This is a genomic window from Stenotrophomonas sp. P5_A8, from assembly GCF_056400545.1.
On record NZ_JBFULB010000578.1, the window covers coordinates 1 to 1132 of the forward strand.

Here is a 1132-nt window from a genome sequence, read left to right on the forward strand (position 1 = left end):
ATGAACGAAATCGCCAACATCGCCGAGAAGGTCGGTGCCGACATCGAACAGGTCCGCCAGGGCATTGGGTCGGATCCGCGCATCGGCTGGCATTTCATCTACCCGGGCGCCGGTTATGGCGGCTCGTGTTTCCCCAAGGACGTGCAGGCGCTGGCCCGCACCGCGCAGCAGTATGGGCATGAGCCCCGGCTGCTCAACGCGGTGGAGGCGGTCAACGAGGCGCAGAAGGGGCATCTTTACGAGCTGATCCAGCGCCACTACGACCGTGGCGAGGATGAAGGCGTGCGTGGCAAGACCTTCGCGGTCTGGGGCCTGGCCTTCAAGCCCAACACCGACGACATGCGCGAGGCGTCCAGCCGGCGTCTGCTGGCGCAGTTGTGGGAAGCCGGTGCGCGCGTGCGTGCCTACGATCCGGAAGCCACCGAGGAAGCGCGCCGCATTTTCGGCGAGCGCGATGACCTGGTGTTCTGCGACAACGCCTACGACGCCCTGGACGGCGCCGATGCGCTGGTCGTGGTGACCGAATGGAAGCAGTTCCGCAGCCCGGATTTCGCCCGGTTGCGCGAGGTGCTCAACGACGCGGTGGTCTTCGACGGCCGCAATCTGTACGACCCGCAGGAGATCGAAGCCGCGGGCCTGGCCTACTACGGCATTGGCCGGGGACGTTCGCTGCATGCATGATTCCACCCCCTCATCGCGTGAACAGGCGCTGGAAGCGCGCCTGATCGAGCTGGAAATGCGCGTGTCCTTCCAGGAGCAGGCGCTTGCCGAGCTGAGCGAAGCGCTGGCCGATGCACGCATCGAAGGCAGCCGCAACGCCGACTTGACCCGCCTGCTGCTGGAGGACCTGGGCAAGGTCCGCAACGCGCTGTATTCCGATTCGGGCGAAGAACCACCGCCCCCGCATTACTGATCGACCACTCATGAGCGATACCCTCCGCGACCAGTTGCTGGGCCTCGGCTTCAAAGCCGCGCCCAAGCCCGAACGCAAACCCGAACGCAAGCCTGATGCCCGCCGCGATGGCCGGCCGGGCAACAAACCGCAGGGCGCGCGCGCACCGGCCAAGCCCGGCGATGCCGCGCGTCCGCCGCGCGAAGGCGACGCCGCTCGTCGTGCCCCGCACGGCAAGGG

At 67.2% G+C, this 1132-nt stretch carries 2 protein-coding genes and 1 pseudogene; all 3 read left to right on the plus strand.

The features are described 5' to 3' along the window. A partial coding sequence (locus AC1DQP_RS20790) for a UDP-glucose dehydrogenase family protein (protein WP_478052471.1) occupies positions 1–681 on the plus strand: 681 nt, incomplete at its 5' end. After that, on the plus strand, positions 674–913 hold the full coding sequence (locus AC1DQP_RS20795) for a SlyX family protein (RefSeq protein WP_256774567.1): 240 nt from the start codon (positions 674–676) through the stop codon (positions 911–913). The genes AC1DQP_RS20790 and AC1DQP_RS20795, both read left to right, overlap by 8 nt. Positions 914–923: 10 nt before the next feature. Then, positions 924–1132: pseudogene (locus AC1DQP_RS20800) on the plus strand (DUF2058 domain-containing protein); the annotation flags it as partial.